Source organism: Magnetococcus marinus MC-1, from assembly GCF_000014865.1.
GTDB classification, from domain to species: Bacteria; Pseudomonadota; Magnetococcia; order Magnetococcales; family Magnetococcaceae; genus Magnetococcus; species Magnetococcus marinus.
In genome coordinates this window covers 2,390,371-2,414,668 of record NC_008576.1, presented here as the reverse complement: position 1 = coordinate 2,414,668, position 24,298 = coordinate 2,390,371, and the positions used below count along the sequence as shown (strand labels likewise).

Here is a 24,298-nt window from a genome sequence, read left to right as displayed (position 1 = left end):
GACAGAGAAAAAAGGTTAGGGTAAATTCGGCCTCCTTCAGTGCCGGAGTGGCGAAATTGGTAGACGCAGCAGATTCAAAATCTGCCGCAGGCAACTGCGTGCCGGTTCGACTCCGGCCTCCGGCACCATGAAGCAGAATTTAAAAGGGTTGGGCTTGTCAAAAGTCCGGCCCTTTTTTGTTTGTCCGCAGATTGTGATCTGTGCGATCTCGCGTATTGTCTGTAGTGGGAGTAGCTCATCATGGAACACGGCTATCATTGGGGTGCCATTCTACCTGATTTTGATCAATGGCTGCGGGGATTGGTGCATCGCTTTACGGCCGAGGCTGAGCCTTGGCCCATGGCCACCCGCTTTAAGCATGGAGAGAATGGTGCTTCGCATGAGGCAACCTTGATGGGCTTATACTATCCCGACGAGGGGCCCTTGCGCTTTTTGATGTTGATTGCGGTGGATGAGGATGAGAGCCGTCAAATGGTGGCAATTTACCCTTTTCTCTACAGCGGCGGGCAAAATACCGCAATTTTTGAGGCGGTTGAAGCCGATGATGACGGGGCATTTTGGGAGCGTATACAGGTGGGCGAAGGGCGTGCAATCACCGCTTTTAACCCCTTGTATGCGTTTCGTGAAATGGAGTTGGAGGCGGGGGAGTATTACGGTTATAGCATGGCGGGTCTGGCCTACTCACTACGTCCGGCGCAGCGTCATGTGATTGAGGTTGACGAGCAAACCCTCAATGCGGTAGCCCATGATGAGCAGGATGGGGGCATGGAGGAGGCTGCGCGTACCTTAAAAATCCCCCTCAAGGGGTCCCATTTTCTCATTCGCGCTGAAGAGAGCTTGGACGATTATGGTCTGCGTGGTGTGGTCGAAGAGGTGGATTGGGTCGAGGTGGAGGGCATTCGCTTTGCGGTGGTCCAGTTACGGGTACCCATGCAGGGGGAGCATTGGCCGCCCTTGACCATAAAGGTTTATGCCTCCGAATATGTGCTCAAGGATTATATGCCAGCTGTCCATGATGAAGTTGAGGGCTTGGTGTGGTTGCAGGCCATACGCGAAGCGGCGCTGGTTTGATCAAGTGGCGCAAACTCGGTATGACCATCTCGGTTTGGAGCGGTTACCTGGGGTCATGCTCTATGAGGTGGGTGGTTCGGTGCGGGATCGTCTATTAGGGCAGCGACCGAGGGATCAGGATTGGGTCGTGGTTGGGGCCTGCCCTGAGCAATTGCAGCAGCTTGGTTATAAAAAAGTGGGGGCGGATTTTCCTGTCTTTTTACACCCCTACACGCAAGAGGAGTATGCTCTGGCCCGCCGTGAGCGTAAGCAGGGGTGTGGCTATCTTGGCTTTGCGGTGGAGGCTCCCCCCACGGTGACGCTGGAGCAGGATTTAGCCCGCCGGGATCTTACGATCAACGCCATGGCGCGTACCCTGGATGGGCAGCTTATTGACCCTTATGGGGGCGTGCAGGATCTGCAAAACCGTACACTTCGGCATGTTACCGCAGCGTTTGCCGAAGATCCGCTAAGAGTTTTGCGGGTGGCGCGCTTGTTGGCCCGTTTGGCCCCCATGGGGTTTGCGGTAGACCCGGCGACGGAGCGGCTCTGTCGTCAACTGGTTGCTCAGGGTGAGTTGGGCCATGTTTGTCCAGAGCGGGTGTGGCGGGAGAGTCAAAAAGGCTTGTTGGAGCCCCGTGGGGATCGCTTCGCCCAGTTTGTTCAGCAGATCGGGGTTGAGTTTATACCCTCGCAACGGTTGCATCCGGCGGCGTGTGCGTTTAGCAGACTCTCCATGGCCTGTGCGCAGCCGGGGGATGTAACGGTGCGGTTGGTGGCATGGTTATGGGATCTTTTGGCCCAGGCCGGGGAAGAAGCTCAAGGGGATGTCTGGCTGCATGCCTTGGCGAAACGGCTGGCGCTGCCCAAAGGGTTGCAAAGGGAAGCCGCTTGGCTGCTCAGCCATTTGTCGGTTGGTATGGCATCGGTAACGGCGGATGTCGAGGGTTTGTACGCGCTGTTAGAGGGGTTGCACGGGGGGCTGCGTCAGCCCCGCACCGCACAGTTTTTGCAGTTGTGTCAGATCGAACAGACGCTTTTTCATGGGGCTGATCGGTTGCTTGGCATAAAAAAAGCAATGAAAATTTGGCAATCAGTAAAGCCCCAGGCCATTATGGCCGATGGATATAAGGGAGCAGAGCTTGGCCAAAGGCTCAAATTTGAGCGTTTGCAGCAATTACGCCAGCAGTGGCCCCATTTGTGGTAGCGATGGCAATGGTTTGAATCGGTTTTGGCGCGCGGTGAGGTTGAGTCATGTCGGAAAATACTCCTGAAAAAAATGAAATGCTGCTCAAGTTCGTCGTGGAATTTGATAAGCGTTTTACCCTCATGGAAGAAGATATCGAAGCGATGCGTGTCAAGGTCGACAAGTTAATCTCTGGGGAAGGCGCAGCCAACCCAGAAGAGTGGGCTAAGGTGCAGAAGAGTGTCAAAGACCTAAAAGATGGTTTGGCACGCAACCATAAAGCCCAGTCTCACATAGAAAAACGGGTGGATACGGTTAAGAAGGATAGCAACTCTGGTTTGGTGATCAGTATTGTTATCTTTACCCTGTTATTTGTTGTTTCACTTTTTATCCGTTCGTAACCCCCGCCTTTCCCGTATACTCGACCACTGGTAAACAAAAACGCCCACGCTGGGCGTTTTTGTTTGGGCAACCCTTTTTCCGAGCCATCGGTAGACAGAGGAGCCATGATGGTGGACCCCACACGCAATCGCTCAGGTGGTTTAAGTGGTGCCATGCGCGCCTTTGCCACGGCCCTGGATGGATTGGTACGTCACTCCACTCATCTTACGGGCGACGGTTCCACAGCAGCGCGGCACGCGCCAGCAGCCCCAGCCGTTAACAGGCACGATCGTTTGCCTGATCCAGCCACTTATGCACAGGATAATGATGGCATGCAGGCGGATTTGACTTGGTTGCAGGGGGATGACCAAATGGGGGCTTGGGAGGCTCTTGAGGCTTCGTTGCGTGGGTCGGGCCAGCCAGGAAAAACCAAGCAGGAGAAGTAAATGAAATATGTCGGTGCGCATGTTAGCATCTCTGGCGGGGTGGAAAATGCCCCCCAAAACGCGCAGGCAATAGGGGCCAAAGCGTTTGCACTGTTTACCAAAAACCAGCGGCAATGGACAGCCAAGCCCATAACCGATGCGCAAATTGAGCTGTTTAAACGACGCATGGACGAATATGGCTTTGTCCCAGAGCAGACTTTACCTCACGACTCCTATTTGATTAATTTGGGCAATCCCGATGCCGCCAAGCGGCAGCAGTCGCTGGACGCCTTTGTGGATGAGATGCAGCGCTGCGCCCAATTGGGTCTACCGTTGCTTAATTTTCATCCGGGTAGCCATTTGCGCCAAGTGGATGAGGATCAATGCCTAGACCTGATTGTGGATAGCTTAAACCGAGCGTTGGAGCGTACCTCCGGGGTGGTGGCGGTGATTGAAAATACGGCGGGGCAGGGCTCAAATTTGGGTTATCGGTTTGAGCATTTGGCGCATATTATTGCAGGTGTGGAGGATAAAAGCCGCATTGGTGTCTGTTTGGATACCTGTCACACCTTTGTTGCAGGCTATGACCTACGCACGGCAGAAGCCTACGCTAAAACCATGGATACCTTTGAGCAAGTCGTGGGTTTTAGCTATTTGCGGGGCATGCATCTTAATGATTCAAAACCCGATCTGGGGGCCAAAGTGGATCGGCATCATAGCCTAGGTGCGGGTAAATTGGGGCTGGAGACCTTTCGGTTGATTATGAATGATGGCCGCCTGGATGGCATTCCCCTGATTTTGGAAACCATTGATGAATCACTCTGGGCGCAGGAGATTGCACTGCTCTATGCTATGCAAGAATCCCCTTAACGGGGGCGATTGTGGCCTGTCGTACAAAAAGGGGGGCTTGTGCCCCCCTTTTTTTGCAAATTTGTCGCCTAATGTTACAGTGCGATCATGCAGGCTGTTGTGAAAAGGGTTACAATGCCCCGATAGGTCGGATTAGCCGCTTTTTTGGAGACGTCTCATGTCCAGCTTGACCCAACTGCCCCAATGGCAAGCCCTGCAAACCCACTTAGAAGAGAACCGTTCGGTGCAGATGCGGGATCTGTTTGATCAAGATTCACAGCGTTTTAGCCGTTTTTCGCTGCAACAGGGGGAGCTGCTGTTTGACTACTCCAAAAACCGTATCACTGCGGAGACCATGGCACGGTTGCTGGATCTGGCCCGGGCACAGGATGTGGAGGGGTGGCGCGACCGTATGTTTGCCGGTGAGGCCATTAATGAAACCGAGGGGCGGGCGGTGCTGCATGTGGCCCTACGCAACCGCTCAGGGCGTCCTATCCGGGTGGCTGGCGAAGATGTGATGCCTGCTATCAACCAAGTTTTGCAGCAGATGCGCCAGTTTAGCGAGGCTGTGCGCAGTGGCGCATGGAAGGGCCAGAGCGGACAAGCCATTACCGATGTGGTCAATATTGGCATTGGCGGGTCAGATTTAGGGCCGGTGATGGTGTGTGAGGCGCTCAAGCCTTATCATCAGCCGGGTTTGTCGGTGCATTTTGTCTCTAATGTGGACGGCACCCATATGGCCGAGACCCTAAAAGGGCTAAATGCTGAAACCACGCTGTTTATTGTGGCCTCCAAGACCTTTACCACGCAAGAGACCCTAACCAATGCCCATACGGCGCGGGATTGGCTGGTGGCTCAATTGGGTGAGGCGGCGGTACGTAAACATTTTGTGGCCCTCTCAACCAATGCCGAGGCGGTCTCGGCCTTTGGTATTGATACCGACAACATGTTTGCCTTTTGGAACTGGGTAGGGGGACGCTATAGCTTGTGGTCAGCCATTGGGCTGCCCATTGCCATTGCGGTGGGATTTGAGGGCTTTATGGCGCTGCACGATGGCGCCTATGCCATGGATGAACACTTTCGCACCGCCCCACTGGCGAGCAACATGCCGGTGATTAAGGCGCTGATTGGGATTTGGAACCATAATTTTCTGGGGGCAGAATCGTTTGCCGTGCTGCCCTATGATCAATATTTGCACCGGTTGGCGGCCTATCTTCAACAGGCGGATATGGAATCTAATGGTAAATATGTTACCCGCGATGGTGCGCGGGTTGACTACACCACGGGTCCTGTTTTGTTTGGGGAGCCAGGTACCAATGGGCAGCACTCCTTTTACCAATTGATCCACCAAAGCACCCGTTTGGTGCCGGCGGATTTTATCGCGGCGGCGCACACGCATAATCCGGTTGGGGATCATCATGCCAAGCTGCTCTCCAACTTTTTTGCGCAGACCGAGGCACTGATGACCGGTAAAACCGCCGCTCAGGTGCGCCAAGAGTTAGAGGCGGCCGGTCTGCATGGTGCAGCATTGGAGGCCCTTGTGCCCCATAAGGTCTTTGATGGCAATCGCCCCACCAACTCTATCTTGGTGCGGCAGTTTACCCCATACACTTTGGGGCAGTTGATCGCTCTGTATGAACACACCATCCATGTGCAGGGTATGGTGTGGGGGATTAATCCCTACGATCAATGGGGGGTCGAGTTGGGCAAGCAGTTGGCGAAAAAAATTCTCCCCGAACTTACCACTCCAGGTGAGGTTCATTCCCACGATGGCTCTACCAATGGCTTAATCAACCATTATAAAGCGTGGTTGGCTGAGTAATGGGGTGTGATGAGCCGAAGTAAGGGTTGCGGAGTGACCCTTGTAGAAAAATGTGTCATTCTAAGAGCAGGCTTTGTGCCTGCTCTTTTTTTACTATGTAGACGGGATCGAACATGACCCTGGCCGAGACCATGCAGCCGTGGGATTTTACCCAGGCGACCATGCTTATAATCGGTATTACCCAAGGCATGCTGTGGCTGTTGCTGCTTATCAGCAAGTTACCTTTAGGGCGGATGCGGGGGATGCTTAGCTGCGGCAGTTCCGTATTGGTGACACTGATGGTATTGGGTGGGCTGGCACTCTATGCACTGTTGGGGGCGCCGTGCATCCATTTTATGTATTGGAGCATGTTCCTAACCCTTGTGGGTATGGTCAGTATAGGGTGGCTTTTGTGGTGGGATCGGCGTACCCATAAAATGGAGGGATGGCCGCTGTATGCAGTGATCCTGCTCTATGGCTTGGTAACGCTGTCGGTACAGCTGAGTTTAGGGCCACACATGCAGCGCTGTTATGTCCAATTTACAGCTGAGCGCCCCCCTTCATCCTTGATGGCCAGGCTAGAAACCAGCGCGATGGATGAGCAAAAGGGCGTGTTTAAGAGTATGGCAATGCGCGAACATTTTCAAATGCCATGGCATTACCTTTGTGTCGAAAAGTCGGGTTTGCGCCAAAGTGCGGCTTATCTGCAACAGCATACCGGGGTCGTGTTGGACCAAAAACCGTTAGCAGTAGGAATCAGGGCGTTCAAATATTGGCTGCTGTTGGCGGATCGTTCGGCGGAGCATGTGCGGTATATCGCCTTGGAACAGGATCGTTGGCAATGGCCCGACTTTTTCTGTGGGCCTTTGGAGCAGAGTCAGTGGCAAATGCATGTGGATGCACACGGAGGGCTTGGGATAACAGCCCATCTACGCTCTAAGCAGGGAGAGCCATAACATGATTATGATTGGGGTAAGCCAGTGTTTACTTGGGGATGAAGTGCGTTACGATGGTGGGCACAAACAGGACCGCTATATCACCCATACCTTGCGTGATTATTTTCAAATCACCACACTCTGTCCAGAAGTCGAGGCGGGGTTGGGTATACCAAGAGAGGCCATGCATCTGGAGGGTGGCGAAGATCAGCCCAAGCTGGTCTCTGTGCGAACCCGCCGGGATCTGACCCAACCATTGCGCCAGTGGAGTGAGCATCAAGCCCAAGCGCTGGCAGGGCAGCGGTTATGTGGCTTTATTTTTAAGAGCAAATCGCCCTCTTGCGGCATGCAGCGGGTAAAACTCTATAATGAGCATGGGGTGACGATCAGCCACAAGGGGGTTGGGCTGTTTGCTCAAGCTTTTATAGCGCAAAATCCGTTGGTTCCGGTGGAGGAGGAGGGGCGCTTGCATGACGCCCCCTTGCGGGAGAATTTTATTGAGCGGGTGTTTGTCTATGACCGCTGGTTAACCTTGTTGGCGCGTGGTGGGGCGGCCAAAGATTTGGTGGCGTTTCATGCACAGCATAAGTTTTTGATTATGGCCCACGATCCGGTGCAGATGCGCCAATTGGGCAAGTTGGTGAGTGATGCCGGTAATACCGTGCCACTGCAAGCTTATGGGCAGGGGTTAATGTTGGCCTTGGGCAAATTGGCCACCGTAAAAAAGCAGGTGGATGTGCTCTACCATTTAATGGGATTTTTTAAAAAGCAGTTGAGTGGGGATGAAAAAAAGGAGCTTACCGATCTGTTTGAGCAGTACCATCAGCAGTTGATTCCGCTCATTGTGCCCATCACCTTGGTTAACCACTATGTGCGCAAATTTAAGATCGACTATTTGGCTCAGCAGTGGTATTTGCAGCCGCACCCGGCGGAGCTGAAACTGCGTAACCACGTTTAAGCGTGGGTAAGGTCAGGCGATTTCAGTGGATTTTGCATAGGTGCGTTGATCGCGCCCATAGCTGTTGCTACCACGACAGCCCTGCATAAAACCGAGTTCGACAATAAGCCAAACCCAGCCCACGAGAGGGATGAGCAACATGGGTAACAACCACCAACCGGTTTTATTGCGATCATGTAGGCGTTTAATGCTGGCAATGATTAAAAATAGGCCGGAAAAACAGAACCAAAAATAGTGGAGCGTGGGGGATATGCTGGTAGAAAGGTGCATCATTACCAACAGCACATTAAGCAGTAGGATCGGTGAAAGGTAATAAAACCCATAATGTTTACGGGTTAGGCGCCCTTCGATTGAGAGTGATTGGGCAAACATAAACATGGTTTGTCTAAATACCTGTTCTCCAGCATGCGGTGCCTAAATTATGGAGCTTCCCTTTTGCTTATAGCCAATCTACCGCGCTCGGTGCAGCGATTCAAGTCTCTACGGCAGGGGCCGCCAAGATGCGTCTTATGCAACGGCGGCAACATCTTGGACAGGAATTTTCCGAGTTTGTCGTGCCACTCGGAAAATTATACATCGTAACAAACTGTATTTTAAGATCTTATGCAATAGGCTGTTAAACATGGGTTAGCGGAACAGACGCCGCTGGAGGCGCTGCCCAAGGTGTTTGAAACAGCAGCGCGGGGCGATGCGGAGAAGGGCGGGCAACAATCCGCTCTGCCACGCTTGGGCTAGATTGTGGAGGGGGATGATGGCCAAGAGATGGGCCGCCAATTGGTCCCGCTGGGCGGCTTGAACGGAGGCTGGTCCAGGGTGTTGTTGGCAAAAATTTTGAAAACTTTGCAGCAGTTTAAGCGCGCGGGAAAAATCGGCTTGGGCATCGTGTTGGGGAATAAATTGAATTAAAAAACGCAGCCGTTCAATATCAGCCAGGGTGGGGGGGGTGGGCTCGGGCCAGTAGGGGGTGAGGTTACGCTGGGCTATGCGCTGCGCCAATATTTGCTGCTGCTGCTGGTGGCGGCAGCTGATGCGGCTGGGGGCTTGTCGGCTTTGGATAACCGCTGTGGAGAGATTGGCCAACCGTCCCAGAAGGGCGGCTTCTCCCCACAGGGCAAAATCCTGGCTGTAGGGGTAGTTTTCATCATAGCCACCAATGGCCAGAATCGCCTCACGGCGAAACATGACCGCTGGATGGATCAACATAGCCCGCAGCCGGGTCTGCCAAGCAATGGCCCAAGGCTCTACCACCAACGGGGGGGGCTGCTTGGGTAAGGGGTTGCCCTGCTCATCAATAAAGCATTGAATCGCCCCCCCCACCACATCAATGGCTGGGTGCTGATCTAAAAACGCCTTTTGCAGTTGCAAACGTTGGGGTAGGGCAATATCGTCCGCATCTAGGCGAGCAATATAGGTACCTTTGGCAAGGCGTAGACCACGATTAAGGGTTTTGGTCAGCCCCATGTTGTGGGGATTGCGTAGGGCTTGAATGCGCGGATCGCGGCGCGCAAACTGCTGAATGAGCGCCCAGCTAGCATCGCTGGAGCCATCATCCAGCAACAAAAACTCAAAGGTGCGCTCCGTCTGCGCAAGAATGCTCTCTACAGCGGCGCCCAAATGGGCCTCGCTATTGTACGCACTCATCAAAACAGAAATGGCGGGGGATTCGGTCATGTTCTCAAGGCTCACTTCCCAGTTGTGTCAGACGGTTATACCTTGAAGTTAAGCTTTTGTGAACTCATCTTGGCTTGGCGTGTCCATAACAGGTAGATTAACGCCAGCCCGATACGATTTTCTCAGCGCGGCGATAGATGCCACAGCTAAGCGAAGGGAAGTAACGATGTCCGCCCCTGACCTACCACAACTTACGGCCACCATTGGCTTGCAACTGCAAGAACAGCGCCTGTTAGGCGTAAAGATGGCGGGTCAATTGGTTGCTCAGTTTGATGTAGAAAACCCACTGGATGCCCTGGACCGCGCCACTTTGGCGCAGATGGAGGAGTTTGAACAGGAGCTGCTGCTCTCTCCCCTATATACACCGGATGATAGCCATAAACTGGCCTGCGAACCCTTTTTGCCGGTGGCAGGTCTGAGCCCCACGGAAGAGCGTCAACTGGTGGCCACACTGGTTGCTCAGGGTGTGCAAGGGGTAGGGGCTTTTGAAGAGCGCAGTGGGCCAATTGATCTGCCAGAGATTGTTATTGAGCGTTATGTAAGCCTGTTGGGGGTGGGGCGGGCTATCCCCCCAGCGGTAGAGGATCTGCTGGTAGAGTTGGCTCAGGGGAAGGCCTTGTTACAAGGGCGGAGAGTGGCCAGGGAGCGGGTTTGGGATCGGCCCGAAGCCTTGTCGCTGTTGTGCCAATGTTTGCAGCAAAGCGGTGAAAAGCACTCTTTTAGTGACGATAAAATGGGCTTTTTGGCAGAATTTATCCGCACCAACCGGCCTGCCAGCCTCGACGAGCTACTGCAACAGATTATTAATATGGTGGAATCCTACCGTCTTAGTGAAGAGGGGGGAAGTTATGATGGGGTGTCGGGTGGGCATGATGGTAGCGGCATACACTCCCGTTTTACCGGTGAGATGGTCAAGGCCAAGCGACTCTCTATGGCGCAGGCGGTCTTAATGGATTTTAATGTGAGCAGCAGCTATGCCCAACGTCAAGCACGTGCCAGTGGGCAGCTTACCGCACCGGTGGAGAGTGCGGATGAAGATATGGAAAATCCCTTTTTATAAAGCACTGGGGTCAGGCTCTTGCGGCATACGTGAGGGGGCTGGTAAAATATCATTTATAACATGCTGTTGAGGCTTGTCGTGTTTGGCTAAGGAGAGGTGACGGCTAATGGCGGCCAAGAGTACCTCTTTACGAATGGGTTTGGTAAGGTGTTCATCACACCCAGCGGCGAGGCTCTTTTCGGCATCATTTTTAAGCGCGTGGGCGGTCAGTGCCAAGATAGGGGTGGGGGCTAGATCATGGATCGCTTCATACTCGCGGATCTCCCTAACCGCGCTATAACCATCCAAGACCGGCATCTGCATATCCATCAATACCAAGTCAAAATGGGCTGTGGTGCGGCAAAATTGCTCCACCGCCTGTCTGCCATCGGTAACAAGGGTTAATTCACAGGGGTAATTTTTTAAAAAGCGTTTAATTAATAGTGCATTATCTGGCATATCCTCCGCCAGCAAGATACGAGCATTCGGAGCTCCGCTGGATGGTGCGGTGTTAGGCTCGGGGGTGGTTTGCGCCTGTGTATTGGGTTGTGTTGAGCGCTCTTCGGTGGTCACCTGCAATATAAGGATAAAGGAAAAACGACTGCCTTGGTTTGGGGTGCTCTCCACCTGCAAGGTGCCCCCAAACAGCTGCACTAAACGTTGACTGATGGTCAGCCCAAGACCTGTCCCCCCATGGTGGCGGGTAACGTAGGCATCGGCTTGGGTAAAGGGCTCAAAAATTTGAGATTGGGCCTCGCTGGGGATGCCGCATCCACTATCGACCACAGAAAATTTTAGCTTGACCATCTCTCCCTGTTGACTCAGTCGCTCAACACTTATCCAAACACCACCTTGTTGGGTAAATTTAATGGCGTTGCCAACCAGATTGATCATGACCTGTCGTAAACGCGCTCGGTCTGCAAAATAGGTTTTAGGTAAGTCATCTTCTAGGGTGATGGAGAAGGCCAGATTTTTTTTGATCGCCTGCTGGCGAAACAGGTCCTGTATCTCAATAAAAAAATCAGGTAAATGCATGGGGGCATGATCCAACTCCAAACGGCCTGACTCTACCCGTGAAAGGTCTAAAATGTCGTTGATTAGATCCAGCAAGGCCAATGCAGCACGGCGTTGTACGGTTAACAACTCGCGCTGTTCGCCACTTAAATTGCTCTCGGCCAGTAGTTCTGACATACCCAAAATGGCATTCATGGGGGTGCGAATTTCGTGGCTCATGAGTGCCAGGAATTCACTTTTTGCGCGGTTAGAGCTCTCTGCCCGATCCCGGGCTTGTTGGAGCTCACGTTCCAGTTTTTTACGGGCGGTGATATCATCTTTTACCGCGACGAAGTGGGTAATTTTGCCTTGCTCAGAACGGATGGCAGAAATCGAGGCGGCCTCCCAGAACAGCGAGCCATTTTGCGCGCGGTTATAAAATTCACCATGCCACTCCAAACCTGTGGTGACGGTATGCCACAAATCCCGATAAAAATTAGGGCTCATCTCGCCACTTTTTAACAGGCGGGGATTTTTCCCCAACACTTCTTGGGCGCTGTAGCCGGTGAGCTGACAAAATTTTGGGTTAACATACTCGATATTGCCTTGAGCATCGGTAATCACCACCGAGGCTGGGCTCTGTTCGACCGCACGAAAAATTTTGGCATACTCTTCGGTGTTGGTGCGAATACTGAGCATCATATGGTTAACAGCGACGGTGAGCGTATCCAACTCTGCTTTGGTGGTACGGGGAATGGGTTCTTTATAATTGCCATGGGCCATGCGATTGGCCCCTTCGACCAGATCCAAAATGGGGCTTAAGATATAGCGTTTAAACCCTAGATAGAGGGAGAGAACCACCAATAAAATGACACCAATGGCGACGATAATCCGTTGTAGAAAAATTTTGTGCTGCACCTCTCTTTGCGAGGAGCTATCCAAAATGATTAACACCTCACCGAGCAGGTTGTATTGGTGGCGGATAGGATAGGAAAAATAGATCGCTTGCGGGTGGTTTTTGTAGAATGCAATGAGGTTCTTAAAGGTGGCGCTTTCAAATAAGGAACCGCGAAATTTAAAGTGTAGTGGACGGGGGAGGCTTTCATTCAGGTGAATAGCCAATGGTGCGCCACTGCGGTCAACGATGGCGGCTAAAATAAGATCGGGTTGACCCATGAGCATTTCGGCAAAATGCTCTAATTGCACAACATCGAAAGAGAGAATGGATTCAGGGGCGATTTTTGCGACAAAGTTGCCCAAGGCATCGGCACGCTGGGAAAATTGACTCGCCATGAAGCGCTTTTCCAACTGCATAATCAACACCCCGCTGGCGACAAAAGCAACCGTCAGCAGCACGCTGATAAAGAAAATAAAGCGCGTTGAAAGTCCAAAACGCATAGGGTCAAAACCCCTTTTGCTGTCTCAACGCCAAAGGACGCAACGAGACTGTTCATCCTGCGACATCGGATTAGAGATGCTCAGGGGTGGATAAATGTGCGGGCTGATAAAGCATGCGCACAAGCTTTTTGTCACGTGAATTCAAGCAAAGCGTGTTAAAGATCTTCTCCCAAAACCTGTTTGACGATTTCACGGTGGGGGTCAAAGCTGGCATCATTAGCACTTATAAAGTTGGTAAGCATAGCATGCTGCAACACTTTACCACCATTTTTATCCTGTTTCATGGTGGTCAAAATATTTCTTAATTGGTCACGCAAAGCAGGGGCCATGCTACCACGGGTTGCCCAGGGTAAGTGGGGCACCGGCGCACTGCGGGCTAAAATGGTTAAATCGTCCGTGTTGACCCGTGATCTTACGGTGGGCAAATTTAAAATGACATCTCCGGTACCGGCTGCTTCGGCCTGTTTATGCACCAATGCCAATACCGCATTGGGCGGATTGACGGCAAAGCGTGTGGTAAAATCTTTTTTATAAAGACCTGCGTTAGCGAGCAGATGCATGGGGAGTACGTAGCTCATCATAGCTGAGCGACCACCGCCGAAAATAATGGTTTTGCCACGAAGATCAGACAAATGGGTGATTCCGGATTGACGGCGCACCACCAAGGCACCGCGAATGGTGCTTGAGCCAAACTCTTCATTCATGGCGAGTGCGTTGTAGCCATGCGCATGGTGCGCACGCAGGTAGTGGAGCTGGTTAAAGTGCACCAGATCAAGCTCTTCCCGCTCAACCAGCTGCCAAAAACTGGGGAAATCTTTAGAGGTGATTAAGCGCACAGGCCGACCTAGGTGGGTCGCTAGATAGTTTGTCAGTGGGGTAAACATCTGGTAAGTGGTGGTGGCGTTGCGGCGCGGGAAAACGCCCATGATCAGGGGTTCCGCTGCCAAAACGAGGGTGCTGTTACAGGCCAGCAGTACCACCAGCAGGATTAACCATGGGGGATGACGGAAGAGTCGCATCGTTACACCTGTTAGCCCTTTGTCGCCGGCGAGGGGTAAAGAGAGATCGTTTACCAACGATACCTAAAGTATGCCATAGAAGAAGGACTGTCGGGTAGCAGGATTTGCATACAACCGTTTAGGGCTCTCAAGTCATCCATTGGGACATCAAAAAAACCAACGCCAAATAGCTACCATATTGACCATAACAAATGTAACTTGCAAATAGTATAAGGGGCGGTCTTGCATGCGGTAGGCGGCTATGGCCCAGGTTATGGCACTGGTGAGGTAGAGGAAAAAAGCATATTTTGAGATGCTTATATTAAGAGCAATGAGCAAAGCCGCGGCAATGCCTGTCAAGGTACCAATCCACTTATAGCGCTTGGTGCTGTGCATGTTGACTCCCTTAGTGGCTTGCCTTTTTCATGGGTAAGATTTTGCATGGGCTTATGTCCAAGCTGCAAGTAAATTGCGTGTTCTGTAGGCGTATTGGGGATAAGCGCTTGAGAAGCCGGGCCAAGATGTCCATAATGGCGACCAGTGCGGAGCGTATATCCGCGAGTTGTGTGTAAGAGTGTGCCGTTTAAGGAGTAATCCCATGTCGCAACTGGCCCTGGTGCAACCCTTCCAAGGATGGCGACCCCTGCGGGAGCATGTTTCACGCGTTGCAGCCCCCCCTTATGATGTTCTTAATTCCGATGAAGCTCGGGCAATGGCTGAGGATAATCCCTATTCGTTTCTTAGGGTCTCCAAAGCGGAGATTAATCTACCGGTGGGTACCTCACCTTATGATGCAGCGGTTTACCAAAAGGCCGCTGAAAATTTTGCGGCACTTAAACAGCAGGGCATTTTGGTGCAGGATCCGCAACCCTGTTATTATGTCTATCGGTTGATTATGGATGGCCGTGCGCAGACCGGTGTGGTGGCCGCCGCTTCGGTGCAGGCCTATGACAGCGACCGCATTAAAAAGCATGAATTTACCCGCCCAGACAAAGAAAATGACCGGACCGAATTTGCTTGGCAGCTCAAGGCACACTCTGGCCCTGTGTTTCTGACCTACCGCCATAATGTCCGTATAGACAATTTGGTCAATAAGGTGTGTGCGGGCGAGCCGATCTACGATTTTACGGCGCCGGATGGTATTCAGCATACCCTCTGGGTTAGTGCCGATGCTGCGGATAACCAGCAGATTACCGAGGCTTTTGATGCTTTAGCACATGTCTACGTGGCCGATGGCCACCACCGCAGTGCAGCAGCCTCGCGGGTGCACCGCCGATTTGTGGAGGAGGGGCTTGGACGGGATGATGAAGAGGCCCCGCACAACCGCTTTTTATCGGTTCTTTTTCCCGACAATCAGATGCGTATCCTTGACTACAACCGGGTGGTGAAAGATTTGGGCGGGCTTAGTCGTGCGGCCTTTTTAGAGCGGCTTGGAGAGGCTTTTGAGATAACCCCCCAACGTGTGCCTTGCACCCCTAATCAGCGCCGTACCTTTGGTATGTATCTGGAGGGAGTGTGGTACAAACTGGTCTTAAAAGCCGAGATTGCCGATCCTGAGGATCCCACCAAACGGTTGGATGTTAGTCTGTTGAGCGACCATCTGTTAGCGCCCATTTTGGGTATTGAGGATCTGCGTCGGGACGCCCGTATTGATTTTGTAGGGGGTATCCGGGGTATGGCGGGTTTGATGGCGCGGGTAGATAGCGGTGAGATGGCGGTGGCTTTTTCCATGTGTGCCACCACCATGGATGATCTCATGGCGGTGGCCGATGATGGTCAGGTTATGCCCCCTAAGTCCACGTGGTTTGAGCCTAAACTGCGGGATGGTCTGGTAACACAGGGCTTTTAATACGCATACTGGCTTACGGTTCGGAGCGCTTTAAATGCGTGTTCGCAGGGGTTGGTCACGGCACCTGATGGTAGCGTTGGGATGGCTGTTTTTTGGGCTGGGGGTAGTGGGGGTTTTTTTGCCTGTTATGCCCACCACCCCTTTTATGGTGTTGGCCTTATGGGCCTTTGCCAAAGGGGATGGCAAGCTTTACCGGTGGCTTTATCACCACGTTTGGTTTGGCCCCCCGCTACAGCGTTGGCAGCGCTGGGGGGTGATTCCCACGCGGGCTAAAATGGCGGCCATTGGGACGATGCTGGTGAGTGCGGGTTTCTTGCTCTGGCTACCGGGTATGGCCGTTTGGTTAAAGGGGTTGGTGCTGGCACTTATGTTTGCGGCGATGGTGTTTGTTTGGAGCCGTCCCAGCGCACCGCCTACCGAACCTTTGTTATAGCATGGCATGGGGAAACAGCGCCGTGGCGACCTGCTGAAAGTCAGGCGAGACCCCTTCGACGATGGTGTAAGAGAGCCCTTTTTTCTGGCCATGAGGGGTGGTGCGCACGCCGCTTATAAAACCATGCTGCTGCAATAGGGCGAGGTAGGGTTCGATACGTTGCAGGGTGGTGCGGCGCATGAGCAGGGGTTGCGTTTCTGCATGGCTGGGGGTTTGACGTAGATGTTGCCATAAATAACTGGGTACGCAGCTCTTTTGGCGCAGTTTTAAAAAAGCATCGTGCAGCTCTGGCTGAAGGCGGGGAAAATCCAGATCGTCATGGTGCATGGGTGGTCTCCTGGTTTGTTCCTTTGCTGGTTTGAGTGTGAATAGGTTAAAAAAATTCCTCTTTTTTTTGGGTTCAGTTTATGGTGACGGCACCACGACCCCTGCATATTGTCCATACCGAAGCCTCCATGGGTTGGGGAGGACAGGAAATTCGCATCCTAACGGAATCCAAGGGGTTAATGGAGCGTGGGCATCGGGTTTCTGTTCTCTGTGCCGAGGGTTCTTTGCTTCAGCAACAGGCGGCAGATTATGGAGTGGTGGTGACACCGCTACCCATAGGGCGCAAGGGGTGGCGGGGGCTTCGCGCCATTTCCCGTTGGTTGCGTGAGCATGAGCCGGATGTGATTGTCACCCACAGCTCTACGGATAGTTGGTTAACGGCTTTGGCGGCGCGTTTGCGGTCGCGGCCCATTCCGGTTATCCGGTTGCGGCATATCTCGGCCCCAGTGACAAAAAATCTCCCCACCAAGTGGCTGTATGGCACCCTAAGCCAGCATGTTATTACCACCGGCGAGCTCATCTGTGACATGTTGGTGGAGTATAATGGGCTGCCCAGGGAGCATGTGACCGCCATACCGACAGGCATTGACTTGGAACAGTTTCAACCAGGCGAGCAAAGGCAGGCACGGGCCGCTGTGGGCTTGCCAGAGGATCTGTTTATTATTGGCATTGTCGCGACCTTGCGCAGTTGGAAGGGGCATCTCTATCTTTTTGATGCTTTTTCTAAAATGGCCACCCCCAACATGCGCCTGTTGGTGGTGGGGGATGGGCCAGAAGGGCCGGATTATCGGAAACATGTGCATCAATTAGGCATACAGGAGCAGGTCTTGATGGTCGGGCAGCAGCGGGATGTGGTGCCTTGGCTGCGTGCGATGGATCTGTTTTGTCTGCCCTCCTATGCCAATGAAGGGGTGCCCCAGGCGTTGATGCAGGCCATGGCTTGTGGTTTGCCCTGCGTCACGACCACCGCAGGCAGCATGGGCGAAATCGTCTACCATGGTCGCAATGGGCTGTTGGTGCCACCCAAGCGCAGCGATCTGCTGGCGCAAGTGCTGCTCAATTTGGCGGAGGATCCGGTTCAGCGGGATCTGCTTGCCACCCAGGCGGCGCAGGATGCCAAACGGCAGTTCGGGCTGAGCCATATGTTGGCGCGTATGGAACAGCAATTCTACGCTGTTTTACCATAAAGCGGTGGACCTTGGCGGGGTTTCACCGTACCCTTAGGGCATGCTCTTTCACAAGGCCAGAGCTGGCCGAACAGCAGGGGGTGCAGGATGGATGCAGTAGGTTCGGGCATTGCTTGGGTGCGGCATCCATCTCGAACGATGCAGCCTTCCAATAGCGGATCAGCGCTGGCGAACGGCTCTGCACTGCGTAAAACCGAGGCCGTGACGCAGGCCCACGATGGTGTGCAAAAAGCCGAGCAGAGCGCCCGCCAAAATGATGCACGTCGGGCCAATAAATCCCCTCGGGTGGATATCTATGTGTAAGATCCCTCTGTCAGATTGTGTTGGGGTGGTTTAAATCAAAAAAAAGAGGGGCATGACCGTATATCGCCTTGCCTCGCATAGGGTGCTTGTTGTAGATCTATAGGGTGTTGAAAAGAGCTTACCGGATGGCAGATTGGTAAAGGTGAGAGGCTTTGTGATAAATCCTCTCAGACAACCATTCTGACCATAATAAAAAAACAAAATCCGGCTAAGATAAGGGAATTGATGGGGTAGATAGGTGCGCTGGGGAGCCACTTGTTTCATCCCTCGGTTGAGTTTTAAGCAAGAGTAAATAGATCCAAGGATTGGGTGGCAGACCATGACGAGGAATCATGCATACTTCAAGCATCCCGCCGGGGTGCGTGGGGCCCATTTGCGTGGCTGTTGCAATCGGCTAGCACCTACCCTAGAGCGTAAAAGCGCCCTGGGTCGGCAGCATGTCGTCCCACGCAACGGCAGTAAGTTTAGACGCTTTGAACGGCATTGCGACAGCTTGCAGCGCGAGATGAAGCGTAGTTTAGAAAATGCTGAAGCCAGACAGCTTAGACGATGTAGCATGACGACCCGCGCTGAGCAGTCGCAGTACGATTGCTGGATGTTGCTGCTGCTTCAAGGGGTGGTGATGTTCATCGGCGGCCTCTACTTTTTATTACGGTGCTGCACCAGTAAGGTGCAGGCTTTTTTAGCCGTTTCATCCTACCAAGGTGGTTACGGTGATGATGGTTTATTGGAGGAGATGGCCCTGTGTGGAGGGGACGGTGAACAGCTGTTGCCTCTGTTGGAGGTCGAAGCGTGGTCTGCACCGCAGCAGATGACGCGTGCTAAGGTTGATGCTCAAGCGTGGGAGGAGTCCAATCTCTCTGAGGATGAGTTGACCGATCAAGCTGCCCAGCTTAAAGCAGCTTGGACTGTTAGGGGTCAATCCTGCTGAGTGGCAAACGCTTGAAGCAGCTTAAAGCGTGTTCTCCTACTAGGGGTTGCTATTCGAGGGGAAAGGTCTCAAAGCGGCTACATAATGGCATCTAAGTTTAACGATTCGCTCCCAGATGGTGCGCAGATCCTCTGGTATGAGATTGTCAAAGTCCTGGGAAAAGGGGGCTTTGGTATTACTTATCTTGCCAAAGACACCAATTTAGATCAGTTGGTGGCGATTAAGGAATATCTTCCGTCAGCCTTTGCCAGCCGTGATCAGAGCGAATCTGTTCAGCCCAACTCGCCTGAAGCAGAGGAGACCTTTCGTTGGGGGCTGGATCGTTTTTTGGGCGAAGCCCGCACCTTGGCTCGCTTTCGACACCCCCACATTGTGCGGGTGCTAAGTTTTTTTGAAAACAATAACACCGCCTATATGGTCATGGAGTTTGCCGAGGGCAAGGGCTTAGATGCCATCCTTAAACAGCGTAAAACCCTTACTGAAAATCAATTGCGTCAGCTCTTGTTACCTCTGTTGTCCGCGTTAGAAACCCTGCATGAAACCGGCTTTATCCACCGTGATCTCAAACCTGCCAACATTCTAATCCGCAGGGATGGTAAACCGGTTATTCTGGATTTTGGTTCGGCGCGGCAGGCGCTGGGGCAGACCGATCAACATATGACCAGCCTGCTGACCTTGGGTTACTCCCCTTTTGAACAATACGATAGTAGCGGTTCGCGGCAAGGTCCTTGGACCGATATCTATGCTATGGGGGCTGTGCTTTACCATGCTGTAACGGGCAAAAAACCCATGGATGCCGCGTTGCGCATCAATGCCAAGCTACGCAACCAGCCCGACCCCATGATCCGCGCGGTGGATGTGGCCAAAGATCGTTATAATCCTGCGTTTCTGGAAAACATTGATCTCGCTTTGCAAGTGTTAGAAACCGATCGCCCCCAGTCGGTCAGTGAATGGAAAGCGAAGCTGTTTGAGGGGCAAACCTTGCCTGCATCACCGGCGCCTCGGACGGCTGCAACGGCGTCATCACCGGCGAAGGCTCAGCCACAGACACAGAGCCCGGCGATGGCCCTGCCATCGGCAACGCAACCCACGGCCACAGCCAAAGTGTCAGCCCCCCCTGCACAGATCGAGCCCAGCCGAGTTGTGGCCCCTGCTGGGCAACCGCTCTCACCGCCAGCGGTAGATTCCCCCCAGGTCGAGCTTGCCGCTCCCCAAGAGAGCCTTCCACCAGCCGCCCAAGCGGCCATCCCACCTGCTCAAGATGCGGCGCAAGATGCCGGTTCGGGCAGTGATGCGGTGCCCCCTAAAAAGGCTAAAAAGAAAAATGCTTGGCGCAGTTTTGTGGCCTCTATCAACGAATTTGGCACACTATCCAATAATAGTGGGGTTGCGCCTACGCACGCTGCGGAGGGAAAAGCGGCTGCTGTGACCACACCAGAGCCTAAACCGGCTGCCTTTGTCGTCCCACAAGCGCGTGAGCCGCTGCCCAGTCACCCCCAACCTGGCACGGTGTGGCAGGAGCCGATTACAGAACTCAATTTTGTGTGGATTCCTTCTGGTTTGTTCCAGATGGGCAGTAATAAAGGGGTGTTGGGCTGGCGCTCCGACGAGTCACCGGTGCATGCGGTTGAGCTGGATGGTTTTTGGATAGCACAACATGCGGTAACTTGGGCGGCGTGGAATAAAGTGCACCATGCGGATGTTGGCAAGCAGCGTAAAAATATGGACGATGGCTTGCCCGCCTCGGGTATTGGCTGGGAGGATGCCCAGAGTTTTCTGCGTAATTTTACCCGCATGAGTGGCAGTGGCTTGAATATGGGTCTGCCCACCGAAGCCCAGTGGGAGTATGCCGCGCGAGCCGGTTGTGACAGCCAATTTCATTTTGGCGATGATATGTCCGAGCTGCATAACTATGCGTGGTATAACCAAAACTCTGGGGATGTTCCCCACCCGGTAGGTATGTTACAGGCCAATGCTTGGGGTCTGTATGATATGTTGGGTAACACATGGGAATGGGTCGAGGATTGGTACGGGGATGATATTTATAAAAAGGGTGCCCATGGTGTGCGCAACCCCATAGGTGCCCCGTTTGGCGAATTTCGCATCTGTCGTGGGGGGAGCTGGCGTAGCACGGTCAAAGCCTGCCGGGTCGCCTATCGGAACCGGGTCTCCCCAACCTCCAAAAGTAGCACCTTGGGTTTCCGTTTGGTCTTGCGTCCAAACGCCTCTTAGCCAAGCCTCATGTGCAAGCCTGCAAGACGCTCATCCGTTTAGTTCGAGGGGATATATCGCCCTTGCGCCTGTTTCGTCCGACCAAGCAAGCACGCGATCATCTTCAAGCCCGCGCTAAGCGGGATGAGACTGGTCTGTTTTGCGGTTCCGCACAAGCAGCTGTCGCATGACTGTATACTCACGGCACTCTGCGCTTGCTGCGTATGGGAGCACGCTCAATTGTATAACCAAGCGCGCCATTAAAGCTCGATGGCTCCATGATCCAGCGCATCGCCCTCTTCATCCACCTCATCAAAAAAAAGACCGATACCGGCTGGGGTGATGCGGGCGACTTTGCAGGGAAAGGACATGGTATAGCGGTTGCCCGCCTTTTCCAGGGTCAATTCAACCACCCCTTCATCCCCACTGCTCAGTTTGGCATGCTCTGGCAGTTGGGTGTGTAGAAAAGCGCCGCTCAGACTCACATCGGTGGTATGTCCCGTATAGACGGTACCATCGGAGGCGTAGAAGATCAGTTCGGTGACAAACGGCTTGCGTTCTTCTTGGCGGGCTACATCCGCAGCCCCCCCTGCATGATTTTCTATATTTTCAGACATACCGAACCTCTTAGCAGAGGAAAAGGGTTAAAAACGGTTATCATCTCCATTTTTCCTGAGTGGGGGCATAAGTCAACCTTTTATCCCCGCCTCAGCCAAACTCTTGCTCACAATCTCATAGGTGTCATTGGAGAGATTGGGGGTATCCAACAGCCGTTGCAAGGCGTTTTGCATCGGTTGGGAGAGCTCCGGCACCATGCGCCGCCAACGGGTAAAATAGGTGCATAAACGGGCAGCCAATTGGGGGTTTTTCTCATCCAGTTGGGCGATGACCTCTTGCAAAAAGCCATACCCGGAGCCATCTATGGCGTGAAAGGCTGTGGGGTTGGCCCCACTAAAACTACCCACCACAGCGCGTACCTTATTGGGGGTGCTCCAAGAAAAATCGGGATGTTGGGTGAGGGCCTTGGCAAGAGAGAGTGCCTCTGGCCCAGCGACCATGGTCACCTGAGTGGAGAACCACTTATCCAGGGCATTGGCCGAATCCTTACAGCGCGTATAAAGGATATGGGTAAGCTCGCTGGAGGAGGGGCTGCCGCACCGTAGTAAGGGTCCATAGGCCCCCAGCCAGTCGGTGATATTGTCCGCTTGGTGAAACTGCTTATGGGCCAGTGCCAGCACCGTGGGTTCGGGATTTTCCAACAGATAATCCAAAGCCAGATTTTTAAGCGCACGAGCCCCCGCGTTAGCTGGGCTATAATGATAAGGTTCATCGCTATAATGGCGGCCATACAGGCTGAGAAAAAGGGGCCGAAAACGACTGGCTACCGCTTGTCGAACATGCTGTCTAACCCGGTAAACAAGATGGGGATCGGCTTTATCCATGCGATCCATAATATAGCCGGTGGTCGGCAGGCTTAGCGAGAGAGCCAGCAGAGCAGGCTCGCTTTTGCCATCCTTGATGATGGTCTCAAAGGCGTGGGCAAAGCTTTCGGGAAGGTCAGGCAGTTCGCCATTCTGTTGGGTGAGCCCCACCATGTCTAAAATGGTCTCGACCGCTAAAATTTGGCCCGACTCCCACCGATTAAAGGGGTCATTGTCGTTGGCCCATAAAAACGCCAGTGCTTCACGATCCAATGCGGCATCCCACTTAACCGGGGCTGAAAAACCCCGCATTAAGGAGGGGGTAGGGGCCTTGCTAACCCCTTCAAAGGTGTAGGTAGCCTCACCGGTGGTGAGTTCCAGCACGGTCTCTGCCCCCAGCACCTGTTCCCCATCCACCAGCTTAAGAGATTGAGGCTGGCCGTCGGGATCCAGCAATGCCATGCGAATGGGTATATGCATGGGGGCTTTGCTCAATTGCCCCGGTGTTGGGGGGCAGACCTGCGTGACGTTCAGCACGTAGCGTTGGCTTTCGGGATAGTAAAGGGAGTTGAAGGTCAGTTCAGGGGTGCCCGCCTGCACATACCAGAGCCGAAATTGGCCCAAATCACGCCCAGAGGCATCTTCCATACAGCAGATGAACTGCTCAACGGTGGCCGCTTGACCATCGTGCCGGGCCACATACAGATCCATGCCTTGGCGAAAGATCGGCCAACCGAGCAGGGTCTCTAGCATACGGATCACTTCGGCACCCTTGTTGTAAATGGTGCTGGTGTAGAAGTTGTTGATCTCAATGTAGGATTCTGGCTGGACCGGATGGGCCGTTGGACCGGCATCTTCGGGAAACTGATGGTTGCGTAGCAGGCGTACATCCTGAATACGTTGCACCGAGCCAGAGACGATATCTGCCGAGAAAGATTGATCCCGGTAGACGGTTAAGCCCTCTTTCAGGCTTAACTGGAACCAGTCACGACAGGTGATGCGGTTGCCGGTCCAGTTGTGAAAATATTCGTGGGCAATCACCCCTTCAACCGCTTCATATTCGGCATCGGTCGCCACATGGGGCGCAGCCAACACATATTTGGTATTGAAAATGTTGAGCCCCTTATTCTCCATGGCGCCCATATTAAAATTACCCACAGCAACGATCATGTAGGTATTGAGATCATAGCTGAGGCCATAGCGGGACTCCTCCCACTGCATGGCCTTTTTCAGCGCCTGCATAGCGTGCCCGCATTGGTCAATGCTGTGGTGCTCCGAGTAGAGCTGTAGCGTCACCTTGCGCCCTTCGGCGGTGGTGTAGTGGTCCTCCAACAGTGCCAGATCCCCCGCCACCAAAGCAAACAGATAGCTGGGTTTGGGATAGGGGTCCTCATAGGTGGCGCTATGGCGGCCATCCCCCAAGTCGGCGGTGGCTACTTTGTCGCCATTGCTTAATAAAATGGGGTATTGTTGGGCCTCCGCGATCAAGGTAACACGGAATTTGGCCATCACATCGGGGCGGTCAGGGTAGTAGGTGATTTTACGAAACCCTTCGGCTTCGCACTGGGTGCAAAACATGCCCCCAGAGATATATAGGCCATCTAAAGCACTGTTTTTATCTGGCGCAATACGGGTTACACAGCGCAGGGTAAAAGACTCAGCCGGTGGAGTAAGGGTGAGGCGATCATTTTCAATATGATAGTGGGGCCTCTCTTGCTGACCGACAATCTCCAACAGCTCCGGTTGCAGCTCTTCACCATGCAGCTGCAAGGGGGCATCCGTGGGGGCATCGGGATGGCGCTTAAAGTGGGTCAACGCCTCCACGCGGGTTGCTGAGGGATCCAACTCAAAGGTTAACGTCACCTGTTCCACTAAAAAATGGGGGGGGCGATACGCTTTTAGATTGTGCACCTTGCGTTGGGACATAATTACTCCAAAAGGGTTAGGCATCT

23 protein-coding genes and 1 tRNA gene are annotated in these 24,298 nt (G+C 53.2%); 16 read left to right on the top strand and 8 right to left on the bottom strand.

Annotated features, from left to right (window positions below; translation table 11 throughout):
• The first annotated feature begins 41 nt into the window (after positions 1–41).
• From MMC1_RS09930 to MMC1_RS09890, 9 genes are all read left to right on the top strand, one after another.
• A tRNA-Leu gene (locus MMC1_RS09930) sits at positions 42–128 on the top strand.
• Positions 129–240: 112 nt separating this feature from the next.
• Positions 241–1,071, top strand: coding sequence for a hypothetical protein (locus MMC1_RS09925; RefSeq protein ID WP_011713592.1), 831 nt, complete (start codon positions 241–243; stop codon positions 1,069–1,071).
• 4 nt (positions 1,072–1,075) lie between these two features.
• Complete coding sequence (locus MMC1_RS09920; protein ID WP_011713591.1) at positions 1,076–2,257, top strand: polynucleotide adenylyltransferase; 1,182 nt, start codon at positions 1,076–1,078, stop codon at positions 2,255–2,257.
• A gap of 47 nt (positions 2,258–2,304) precedes the next feature.
• Positions 2,305–2,637, top strand: a complete 333-nt coding sequence (locus MMC1_RS09915; RefSeq protein ID WP_011713590.1) for a hypothetical protein — start codon at positions 2,305–2,307, stop codon at positions 2,635–2,637.
• Between the two features lie 105 nt (positions 2,638–2,742).
• Positions 2,743–3,063, top strand: a complete 321-nt coding sequence (locus MMC1_RS09910) for a hypothetical protein (RefSeq protein ID WP_011713589.1) — start codon at positions 2,743–2,745, stop codon at positions 3,061–3,063.
• Positions 3,064–3,912 (top strand): deoxyribonuclease IV, encoded by an 849-nt coding sequence (gene nfo, locus MMC1_RS09905; RefSeq protein WP_011713588.1) that lies wholly within the window; start codon positions 3,064–3,066, stop codon positions 3,910–3,912.
• 157 nt (positions 3,913–4,069) lie between these two features.
• Positions 4,070–5,713, top strand: a complete 1,644-nt coding sequence (pgi, locus tag MMC1_RS09900) for a glucose-6-phosphate isomerase (RefSeq protein WP_011713587.1) — start codon at positions 4,070–4,072, stop codon at positions 5,711–5,713.
• A 113-nt stretch (positions 5,714–5,826) separates the two neighbouring features.
• The gene (locus tag MMC1_RS09895) at positions 5,827–6,648 is read left to right on the top strand and encodes a hypothetical protein (protein WP_011713586.1); all 822 of its coding nucleotides are present in this window, start codon (positions 5,827–5,829) and stop codon (positions 6,646–6,648) included.
• A 1-nt stretch (position 6,649) separates the two neighbouring features.
• On the top strand, positions 6,650–7,585 hold the full coding sequence (locus MMC1_RS09890; RefSeq protein ID WP_011713585.1) for a YbgA family protein: 936 nt from the start codon (positions 6,650–6,652) through the stop codon (positions 7,583–7,585).
• 12 nt (positions 7,586–7,597) lie between these two features.
• Here MMC1_RS09890 and MMC1_RS09885 read toward each other — a convergent pair whose 3' ends face one another.
• A complete protein-coding gene (locus MMC1_RS09885) occupies positions 7,598–7,963 on the bottom strand; it encodes a DUF805 domain-containing protein (protein WP_011713584.1) in 366 nt (121 codons plus the stop codon).
• A 249-nt stretch (positions 7,964–8,212) separates the two neighbouring features.
• Positions 8,213–9,256 (bottom strand): glycosyltransferase, encoded by a 1,044-nt coding sequence (locus tag MMC1_RS09880; protein ID WP_011713583.1) that lies wholly within the window; start codon positions 9,254–9,256, stop codon positions 8,213–8,215.
• A gap of 166 nt (positions 9,257–9,422) precedes the next feature.
• Here MMC1_RS09880 and MMC1_RS09875 point away from each other — a divergent pair, with 166 nt between their 5' ends.
• Entirely contained in the window at positions 9,423–10,316 is an 894-nt protein-coding gene (locus MMC1_RS09875) for a hypothetical protein (protein WP_011713582.1), read from the top strand.
• Here the strand turns inward: MMC1_RS09875 and MMC1_RS20010 are convergent.
• The 3 genes from MMC1_RS20010 to MMC1_RS09860 form a co-directional block, all read right to left on the bottom strand.
• Complete coding sequence (locus tag MMC1_RS20010; protein ID WP_011713581.1) at positions 10,311–12,686, bottom strand: ATP-binding protein; 2,376 nt, start codon at positions 12,684–12,686, stop codon at positions 10,311–10,313. The two genes, MMC1_RS09875 and MMC1_RS20010, sit on opposite strands and share 6 nt — an antisense overlap.
• A gap of 155 nt (positions 12,687–12,841) precedes the next feature.
• Positions 12,842–13,705 carry a phosphate/phosphite/phosphonate ABC transporter substrate-binding protein gene (locus MMC1_RS09865; RefSeq protein WP_011713580.1) on the bottom strand — a complete coding sequence of 288 codons (864 nt, stop codon included), beginning with the start codon at positions 13,703–13,705 and terminating at the stop codon, positions 12,842–12,844.
• Between the two features lie 147 nt (positions 13,706–13,852).
• A complete protein-coding gene (locus MMC1_RS09860; protein WP_011713579.1) occupies positions 13,853–14,080 on the bottom strand; it encodes a hypothetical protein in 228 nt (75 codons plus the stop codon).
• Positions 14,081–14,282: 202 nt separating this feature from the next.
• Here MMC1_RS09860 and MMC1_RS09855 point away from each other — a divergent pair, with 202 nt between their 5' ends.
• Entirely contained in the window at positions 14,283–15,533 is a 1,251-nt protein-coding gene (locus MMC1_RS09855; RefSeq protein ID WP_011713578.1) for a DUF1015 domain-containing protein, read from the top strand.
• A gap of 34 nt (positions 15,534–15,567) precedes the next feature.
• Positions 15,568–15,966 (top strand): YbaN family protein, encoded by a 399-nt coding sequence (locus tag MMC1_RS09850; RefSeq protein ID WP_011713577.1) that lies wholly within the window; start codon positions 15,568–15,570, stop codon positions 15,964–15,966.
• On the opposite strand, the gene MMC1_RS09845 is transcribed toward MMC1_RS09850, so the two are convergent.
• On the bottom strand, positions 15,961–16,293 hold the full coding sequence (locus tag MMC1_RS09845; RefSeq protein WP_011713576.1) for a hypothetical protein: 333 nt from the start codon (positions 16,291–16,293) through the stop codon (positions 15,961–15,963). The two genes, MMC1_RS09850 and MMC1_RS09845, sit on opposite strands and share 6 nt — an antisense overlap.
• 80 nt (positions 16,294–16,373) lie before the next feature.
• Here MMC1_RS09845 and MMC1_RS09840 point away from each other — a divergent pair, with 80 nt between their 5' ends.
• The 4 genes from MMC1_RS09840 (at position 16,374) to MMC1_RS20005 (ending at position 20,946) form a co-directional block, all read left to right on the top strand.
• Entirely contained in the window at positions 16,374–17,480 is a 1,107-nt protein-coding gene (locus MMC1_RS09840; protein WP_011713575.1) for a glycosyltransferase family 4 protein, read from the top strand.
• Between the two features lie 87 nt (positions 17,481–17,567).
• Entirely contained in the window at positions 17,568–17,783 is a 216-nt protein-coding gene (locus tag MMC1_RS09835) for a hypothetical protein (RefSeq protein WP_041641128.1), read from the top strand.
• 319 nt (positions 17,784–18,102) lie between these two features.
• Positions 18,103–18,714, top strand: a complete 612-nt coding sequence (locus MMC1_RS21640) for a hypothetical protein (protein WP_011713574.1) — start codon at positions 18,103–18,105, stop codon at positions 18,712–18,714.
• An 84-nt stretch (positions 18,715–18,798) separates the two neighbouring features.
• Positions 18,799–20,946, top strand: a complete 2,148-nt coding sequence (locus MMC1_RS20005; RefSeq protein WP_011713573.1) for a bifunctional serine/threonine-protein kinase/formylglycine-generating enzyme family protein — start codon at positions 18,799–18,801, stop codon at positions 20,944–20,946.
• 239 nt (positions 20,947–21,185) lie between these two features.
• Here MMC1_RS20005 and MMC1_RS09820 read toward each other — a convergent pair whose 3' ends face one another.
• Both MMC1_RS09820 and pepN read right to left on the bottom strand, forming a co-directional pair.
• Positions 21,186–21,542, bottom strand: a complete 357-nt coding sequence (locus MMC1_RS09820) for a PilZ domain-containing protein (RefSeq protein WP_011713572.1) — start codon at positions 21,540–21,542, stop codon at positions 21,186–21,188.
• Positions 21,543–21,614: 72 nt separating this feature from the next.
• On the bottom strand, positions 21,615–24,272 hold the full coding sequence (gene pepN / locus MMC1_RS09815; protein WP_011713571.1) for an aminopeptidase N: 2,658 nt from the start codon (positions 24,270–24,272) through the stop codon (positions 21,615–21,617).
• Positions 24,273–24,298: the final 26 nt, after the last annotated feature.